Origin of the sequence: uncultured Fenollaria sp., from assembly GCF_934202865.1 — a bacterium.
In the GTDB taxonomy this organism is placed as follows: Bacteria; Bacillota; Clostridia; order Tissierellales; family Peptoniphilaceae; genus Fenollaria.
Genome location: NZ_CAKPYL010000058.1, coordinates 1 through 8,233 on the forward strand (window position 1 = coordinate 1; position 8,233 = coordinate 8,233).

Genomic DNA, 8,233 nt, shown 5'->3' on the forward strand with positions numbered 1-8,233 from the left:
TTGAAGACACCATTGGCATGAAGAAAGTCGATGTCATGAGAGAAAGACTTCTTAAGATCAATGACGAACTCGATATAAGGTGCATAGACAAGATTTATTCAAAAGAGCTAAACGATGAGATATTTGATAGAGACTACGATTATGTAGTAGACGCCATTGACATGCTGAAAAATAAAATTGAGCTGATTGAGACTTGTATTGAAAAAGATATAAAGATTATCAGCGCCATGGGCTGCGGCAACAAGCTTGATCCAACTAAGATTGAGATATCAACACTTGATAAGACGAGCGTCTGCCCATTAGCAAGAAAATTAAGACAAAAGATAGATAAAAAAGTACAGAAGAAGATAAATGTAGTTTATTCAAAAGAACTACCCATAGAGAAAAAATTAAAGGATGATGGTAAGGTGGTGACAGGGTCGATATCCTTTGTAACAGCTACAGGCGGCTTATTAATTGCGTCTAAGCTTGTTAACGACCTATTAGATGGAAGAAAATGAAAGCATAGGTAGAATTATTAAGATAGAGGCTGGCGAAATGCTCATCTCTATGAAGAGGGACTCGGCTTGCGGCTCGTGCGAATCGTGTGCGGCTGGCTGCGAAGCAAAAGAGCACATAATTAAAGCAAAGCCAAGAGCAAATTACAATGTAGGCGATTTAGTATCTATAAAAGTCGATTCAAGAAAGATGCTTAGAGGGGTAATGATGGTTTATCTAGTACCATTACTAGCATTTTTGATAGGAATTTTTGCTTCAAACTATATTTTTAATAAATTAAGCTTTAAAGTTCCTGATTTTTATAGTATAATAATAGGTGTAGTCCTACTATTAATATCTTTAGTCATAGTTAAGTCATATGATAAAAGATATTCTAACGAGGATAATGATTTATTAATCATAAGTAAGCTAAATTAATTAAATTAAAGGGAGGAAATTAACATGGATTTTGACAATCTAAAAAAGACAGACAAAGAGATTTATGATGTCATTGAAAGGGAACATGACAGACAACAAGATCACTTTGAAATGATAGCATCTGAAAACTACGTTTCAAAAGCTGTTATGGAAGCAATGGGAAGTGAATTAACTAACAAGTACGCTGAAGGATATCCGGGAAAGAGATATTATGGCGGATGCGAAGTAGTTGACATCGCTGAAAACATTGCTAGAGATAGACTTTGTAAATTATTTGGCGCAGAACACGCAAACGTTCAACCACACTCAGGAGCTAATGCCAATATCGGTGTTTACTTCTCTATACTAAAACCTGGCGACAAAGTATTAGGTATGAACCTTAACGAAGGTGGTCACTTAACACACGGTTCACCAGTTAATATCTCAGGAACATATTTTGACTTCGCAGCTTATGGCGTTGACTCAAAGACAGAAGTTATCAATTATGATACAGTTAGAGAAATAGCTCTAAAAGAAAAACCAAAGCTAATAGTAGCTGGTGCAAGTGCTTATCCAAGAATCATCGATTTCAAGAAATTCAGAGAAATAGCTGATGAAGTAGGCGCTATGCTAATGGTAGACATGGCACACATCGCTGGTCTAGTAGCTACAGGCTTCCATCCATCTCCAGTACCTTATGCAGATTTCGTTACAACAACAACTCATAAGACACTAAGAGGACCTAGAGGAGGAGCTATACTTTGTAGAGAAGAAAACGCTAAGAAGCTTGACAAAGCTATCTTCCCAGGAATCCAAGGTGGACCACTAATGCACGTTATAGCTGCAAAAGCAGTTGCATTTGGTGAAGCACTAAAACCAGAATTTAAAGATTATTGCAAGCAAATCTGTGACAATGCTCAAGTACTTGCTAAGGAACTTGATAAATACGGATTTAGATTAATTTCAGGCGGTACAGATAACCACCTAATCTTAATCGATATCAAGAAGAAAGGCTTCACTGGTAAAGAAGCTGAAGCAATGCTTGGTGAAATCGGTATTGCAGTTAACAAAAACACTATACCTAATGAAACTGAATCTCCATTCGTTACAAGCGGTATCAGAATTGGTACTCCAGCTTTAACAACTAGAGGATTCAAAGAAGACGAAATGAGAGAAGTTGCTGAAATCTTCAGAGATACATTTGATACATCAATCGACAGAAAACAAATCAGACAAAGAGTATCAGACATCTGCAAGAGATTCCCAATGTATGAAGGTATATTCTAAAAAACGAATAAATATTATATTAGAAGCGAAAGATATCTTTCGCTTCTTTTTTTTATGCTTGTAAATGGATTGATTGCCATATTGATAGGAGCGTCATTCATAAAATAGAAAAGTCGTTTTACGCTTAAAACGATATAGCTAAATCGATATTAATCTAAATTGTATAAGCAATTCTATATTAATGAGAAAATATATCTCTTAATAGATATTAAAGTGTTGAAAACTGCCTGCCTTTGTGTTATAATAATTAAGATAAGGAGGTGTCTGTATGAATAGAGCTGTAGTTAGTATAGTAGGCAAACCAAACGTTGGTAAATCAACTTTATTTAATAAGATTGTTGGTAGAAGAATATCTATCACTGAAGACACACCTGGTGTAACAAGAGACAGGATATACGCTGAAGCAAGCTGGCAACAACACGTTTTTGACATCATCGACACTGGTGGACTTGATCCTTTCGACGATGACAAGATTATGTCAAACATAAGGAAGCAAGCGAACATCGCTATCGAAGCTTCTGACGTGATACTATTTGTAGTTGATGGCAAGAATCCTGCCACTGCACTTGACCATGAGATTGCAAATATATTAAGAAAATCAAATAAAAAGGTTATTTTAGTCGCAAATAAGACTGAAGGCAAGATAAAAGATGAGTTTTACAGTGTTTATGAACTTGCTTTAGGCGAACCGATATCAATATCGGCTGAACAAGGCCTTGGTATAGGGGACCTTCTTGATGAGATAGTAAAGAATTTCCCTGAAGACAGAGACTTTGAAGAGAAGGAAAATTTATTAAAGGTAGCTTTTATCGGAAAACCAAATGTTGGTAAATCATCTTTAACAAATAGAATCTTAGGCGAAGAAAGAGTTATAGTAACTGACATCGCTGGAACTACAAGGGATGCGATTGACTCATATATCAATATAAAAGGCCAAGAATTCATGTTCATTGACACAGCAGGGCTTAGAAAGAAGTCTAGAGTAGATTCATCTGTTGAAGCATACTCGCAAGTTAGAACGCTTTCAAGTGTTGATAGAGCTGATGTCTGTGTATTTTTGATAGACGCGATTGAAGGCTTTACTGAGCAGGACTCAAAAGTAGTTGGTTACGCTCACAATCAAGGCAAGGCCATAATCATCTGCGTTAACAAATGGGATATAGTAGAAAAAGATTCGAAGACTATGAAAACATTTACTGACAGCCTTAGAAATAATCTGCCGTTCTTATCATATGCGCCAATATTATTTATTTCGGCACTAACTGGTAAGAGGGTAGATGAGCTTATTGACAAGATTATGGAAATAAATGAATCATATAGCCATAGGCTTTCAACTGGTTTATTAAATGACATAATCGCAAACGCGACACTAATCAATCAACCACCATCAGACAAAGGTAAGAGGCTTAAGATACTTTACGCAACACAGTCAGGCATTAGGCCACCAGAGTTTACCATCTTTGTCAATGATAAGGAGCTAACACATTTTTCATATACAAGATTTTTGGAAAACCAAATAAGAAATGTTTATCCTTTCGAGGGAACATCCATAATCATAAACTATAAGAACAGGAGCGAGTAATGAAGGTCGTAATATTATTTCTTCTTTCTTACTTGATCGGCTCGGTCTCAAACTCTTACATCTTAGGCAAAATATTTAGGATGAAGGACATTAGGGACTACGGAAGCAACAATGCTGGCGCTACTAACGCGTTTAGAGTATTGGGAGCAAAGCTTGGTATAATCACGCTGCTCTTAGACGTATTTAAAGGCGCTTTAGCTGTGTATCTATCTAGATACTTTGAAGTAGATTATGCTCAGTACATCGCTTTACTAGGCGCGGTTCTTGGCCACGATTTTCCATTCTACTTAAATTTTAACGCAGGCAAAGGCGTTTCAACAACTGTAGGCGGAATAATTGCCATAGACTATAAGCTTGGAGCAGCGATTGTAGTTTTAATGTTTATTATAGTTTTGATCACAAAATACGTTTCATTAGCGTCTTTACTTATGTTCATAGGCTTCTTTGTATGCACATGGCTTAAGTTTAAAGAGATAAATTTAGCTGTAATTCTTAGCTTTGCAATTGCCGCTCTTGGCATAATAAGGCATGCTAAGAACATTCATAGACTAGCAAAAGGAGAAGAAAATAAATTTTATATATTTAAAAAGTGAGGCAGAGTTTTGAAAATTTCAATTATAGGTGGAGGTAGCTTTGGTTCAGCCCTAGCTATACACCTAGCAAAGAGTCAAGAAGAATTAAGTCTATATATTAGAAATAAGGATTCTTACAATTTAATAAAAGAAACTCGTATGAATAAAAAATATTTGAAAGAAGTTAAAATTCCTGAGAATATAGTTTTGCTTAACGATATAGAAGAAGCGGTTAAAGACGCTTATATCGTTGTACTTGCGGTACCAAGTCAAGAGCTTAGAAATGTTTTAAAGACTATTAAAGCTTATATTAATGAGGATAAGATCTTTGTTAATGTTAGTAAAGGTATTGAGATAGCTACACTTAAGACTATGAGCGAAGTCTTCTATGAATTTAATCCAAAGGGAAGATTTGTATCACTATCTGGTCCATCACATGCAGAGGAAGTTGCTGTCGGCATACCGACAACCATAGTCAGCGCTTCAAAATCTGTATCTGATGCAGAATTAATTCAAGATGTATTTTCAAGCGATAATTTTAGAGTATACGTTAACGATGACCTTTTAGGCGTTGAACTTGCTGGAGCAACTAAAAACATTATTGCTTTAGGAAGTGGTATATGTGAGGGAAGAGGCTATGGTGACAACACTAAGGCAGCTCTTATCACAAGAGGTATACACGAAATAACTAAGCTTGGACTTGCTCTTGGCGCAAAAGCTTCTACGTTCTATGGACTTGCTGGCATTGGTGACTTGGTCGTTACTTGCACTAGTAAGCACTCAAGGAACAAAACTTGTGGCGTATATATAGGCGAAGGCCTTTCGACAGATGGCGCCATTGACAAGGTTGGCATGGTTGTAGAAGGCATAAAGACTACTAAATCGACTTATATGCTAAAGGAAAAATATTCTGTAGAAATGCCTATAGTTGATATGATGTATAAACTTTTATACGAAGACTACCCTCTAGACAGCGTTGTAGCTGAGCTTATGGGTAGACCACTTAAGCACGAGATGGAAAAGTATGAAGATAGATAAGAAGAACGGCAAAGGCTTCTCAAGTTTTTTAGGAGCGCTAGTTGCTTTTATATTTATAATCATAGCTTTTAACACCATAATCACATCCTTCTTTAAAAAGGATATCAAGACTGAGACGCCTGTTGAAGAAGTTTTTTATAACTCGGTTGCGATGAACTCAGCGCTTATTAAGACTGAAGAAGTTTATCAAGCAGGAAGACATTCTTATTTCACAACACAAGCCAAAGAAGGCGAAAAGGTAAAAAGAGGTCTTGAAAACTTAAGCGTAACAAAGAGCGCTAACGATCTTATTGATAAAAAGATTGATGCAATAAATAAAAGGCTAAAGGATCTTGATTATGATACCTCTGGCGAAGAGAGCTTTGACCAAAAGGCTATGAATAAAAAGATTAAGGCTTTACAGATAAGCATAAATCAAAAGAGATACGAAGATCTTTCTCAAATATTAAACAGCAGTGAAGATGAAGAGGATAAATACTACGAAAGTATTAAAAACTACTCCATTGACAAACTTTTAGAGATGAAGGACGAGTTAAACGAAAGCAAGAGAAGTGAGGCTCCAGCCGTAAAAGTGTCGATGTCGGGTATAGTTAGCTACTTTATCGATGGACTTGAAGATAAGTATACGAATGAAAATTTTGATGCCTTATTCGAGAAGGATTTGATTGAAGATAGCAAGAGCTACAGCTTAAACCAAGGCAAGAGCAATGATAACTTCAAGATACTTGATAATTTCTCTATGAATATACTTGCTTTTTCAGACGATAAAAAGCTTGAAGATATCAAGGTTAATGATGTAGTACTGATTGAGTGGGATCTAACAGGAACAAAGACATATGCGAGGGTACTTAAGAAAGAAAAAACTGGAGATACTTATAAATTTCTATTAAACATAAGAGAGAGAATATCCGAGCTTTATAAGGATAGATTTTCTAAGATGGAGATTATTTTTGACGAGTACAAGACATTTAAATTACCAAAAAGCGCCTTAGTTGATAGGGGAAGCGAAAAAGGGGTATATATAAAAGACATAGATAATACTATAAGATACAAAAGAGTGCTCTTAGTTGGCAGCGACCGTGACAACATCTACGTTATGAGGACTGACGATAACGGTCTTATGAAGTATAAGAAACTAAAGTTTAAGAGCATAAAATATTATGACGAAGTTGTGGTATTTCCATCTACTGTAAAGGAGGGCGACATACTATAATGAGTGTAGGAGAAAATTTAATAGATCTTTTAGAGTCTATTGACAAAGAGATTGATCTTGCAGGTAGAAAGAAAGATGAAGTAAAGCTCTTAGCAGTAACAAAAACTGTTGATGTAGAGAGGATCAAAGAGATAAAAGAATTTGGCCTAAAAGAGATTGGCGAGAACAAAGTTCAAGAGATAGAAGAAAAGTATGACGCTTTAAAGGATGACTTTGATTTTCATATGATAGGTAGCCTTCAAAAGAACAAAATTAACAAGCTTCTAGGCAAGATAAAGCTGATTCATTCACTTGACAGCCTAAGCCTCATCGAAGCACTTGACAAGAGGCTAGCAAATAATAATATGGAGCTAGATGGTTTATTGCAAGTAAATATCTCGAAGGAAGAGTCAAAGAGCGGCTTTTATAAGGATGAAGTAGAAAAGGTCCTAGAGCAGATGCACGAGTACAAGAACTTACATATCGTGGGCTTCATGACGATGGCGCCATTCACAGAGGATGAGGCTGTTGTTAGAAACACATTCAGAGGCCTTTACGAGCTAAAGGAAAAGCTGGCGGCAAAGAATTTTGACAATGTTGACTTAAAGTATCTATCCATGGGTATGACACATGATTATAAAATAGCAATACAAGAAGGATCAAATATATTGAGGATTGGCTCAAAGATATTTGGCGAAAGAAATTATTAGGAGGTTTATTATGGCTTTTATGGACAAAGTAAAGTATTTCTTAGGCTTTGGCGATGACGACGAATACGATGAGGAATACTATGACGAAGAAGAGGATGAAGTAGTGGAAGAAGAACCACAAAGAGAATCATCTTTCTTCTCAAAGAAGAAGGAAAAGGAAAATATTGTTCCTATTCAAAGAAAGACTGGAGCAATGATTATCACAGTACAAGAACCACTTGGCTATGACGAAGCACCGCTTATTATCGATGACTTAAGATTAGGCAAGGCAGTTGTTGTTAACTTTGAACAACTAGAAGCAAGTGTAAAGAGACAAATTTTTGACTTTATCAATGGCGGTATCTATGCTATTGACGGAAGCATTCAAAAAGTTACAAGAGACATCTTTGTTTTAGCGCCAAAGAACATTGCTATAGACGGTATCAAAGACGAACTTAAAAACAGAGGCATGTTTCCATTTTAATGAATAAGTCAAAGAATTTAGATCATATAAGTACTGAGAACAAAGAGATTGCAAGAAGGGTTATAGATCTTTGTGAGATAGTGTCAAGGACTAAGTCCACTGAGTGCACAGACTTCTACAACCCTTTTGAAGTGAAAGAACTCACTTCACTTATCAATACTTATGATACTATAAGTTTTAGCCTTATTGGGAATGAAGATTCTGAAAGTAAGGCTATTTTAATTTATCCTGAATACATGGACGAGGTAAATCCGGCTGACTATGTAAGTCTAGTTAAGATAGATAAAAAAGATTATGACATCGCTCACAAAGACGTTTTAGGCTCACTTCTTTCGCTTGGCATCAAGAGGGAGAAGCTCGGCGACATCATTATAAATGACGAAGCTATATACTTTTACATCAGAAACGAGATTTTGGATTACGTTTTACTTAATCTTGAGAAGATAAAAAACTATGGCGTGGAGCTAGAAGTAATTGATTTAGCTACGCCTATAG

Annotated in this window: 10 protein-coding genes; all 10 read left to right on the forward strand. The window is 36.0% G+C overall.

Annotated elements, in window-relative coordinates; genetic code table 11:
- A partial coding sequence (locus Q0E71_RS05980; protein WP_294796989.1) for a ThiF family adenylyltransferase occupies nucleotides 1-500 on the forward strand: 500 nt, incomplete at its 5' end.
- Nucleotides 487-915, forward strand: a complete 429-nt coding sequence (locus tag Q0E71_RS05985) for a SoxR reducing system RseC family protein (protein ID WP_294796991.1) — start codon at nucleotides 487-489, stop codon at nucleotides 913-915. The genes Q0E71_RS05980 and Q0E71_RS05985, both read left to right, overlap by 14 nt.
- Nucleotides 916-939: 24 nt before the next feature.
- Nucleotides 940-2,181: a serine hydroxymethyltransferase gene (glyA, locus tag Q0E71_RS05990; protein ID WP_294796993.1), complete on the forward strand. Its 1,242-nt coding sequence runs from the start codon at nucleotides 940-942 to the stop codon at nucleotides 2,179-2,181.
- Between the two features lie 268 nt (nucleotides 2,182-2,449).
- On the forward strand, nucleotides 2,450-3,763 hold the full coding sequence (gene der / locus Q0E71_RS05995) for a ribosome biogenesis GTPase Der (protein ID WP_294796995.1): 1,314 nt from the start codon (nucleotides 2,450-2,452) through the stop codon (nucleotides 3,761-3,763).
- Complete coding sequence (plsY, locus tag Q0E71_RS06000; protein ID WP_294796997.1) at nucleotides 3,763-4,356, forward strand: glycerol-3-phosphate 1-O-acyltransferase PlsY; 594 nt, start codon at nucleotides 3,763-3,765, stop codon at nucleotides 4,354-4,356. The genes der and plsY overlap by 1 nt, the downstream gene beginning before the upstream one ends.
- 9 nt (nucleotides 4,357-4,365) lie before the next feature.
- The gene (locus Q0E71_RS06005) at nucleotides 4,366-5,373 is read left to right on the forward strand and encodes an NAD(P)H-dependent glycerol-3-phosphate dehydrogenase (RefSeq protein WP_294796999.1); all 1,008 of its coding nucleotides are present in this window, start codon (nucleotides 4,366-4,368) and stop codon (nucleotides 5,371-5,373) included.
- Nucleotides 5,360-6,586, forward strand: coding sequence for an HlyD family efflux transporter periplasmic adaptor subunit (locus Q0E71_RS06010; RefSeq protein ID WP_294797001.1), 1,227 nt, complete (start codon nucleotides 5,360-5,362; stop codon nucleotides 6,584-6,586). The genes Q0E71_RS06005 and Q0E71_RS06010 overlap by 14 nt, the downstream gene beginning before the upstream one ends.
- Entirely contained in the window at nucleotides 6,586-7,275 is a 690-nt protein-coding gene (locus Q0E71_RS06015) for a YggS family pyridoxal phosphate-dependent enzyme (RefSeq protein ID WP_294797003.1), read from the forward strand. Before Q0E71_RS06010 ends, Q0E71_RS06015 begins: the two co-directional genes overlap by 1 nt.
- A 10-nt stretch (nucleotides 7,276-7,285) precedes the next feature.
- On the forward strand, nucleotides 7,286-7,738 hold the full coding sequence (locus Q0E71_RS06020) for a cell division protein SepF (protein WP_294797005.1): 453 nt from the start codon (nucleotides 7,286-7,288) through the stop codon (nucleotides 7,736-7,738).
- A partial coding sequence (locus tag Q0E71_RS06025; RefSeq protein WP_294797007.1) for a YlmH/Sll1252 family protein occupies nucleotides 7,738-8,233 on the forward strand: 496 nt, incomplete at its 3' end. The genes Q0E71_RS06020 and Q0E71_RS06025, both read left to right, overlap by 1 nt.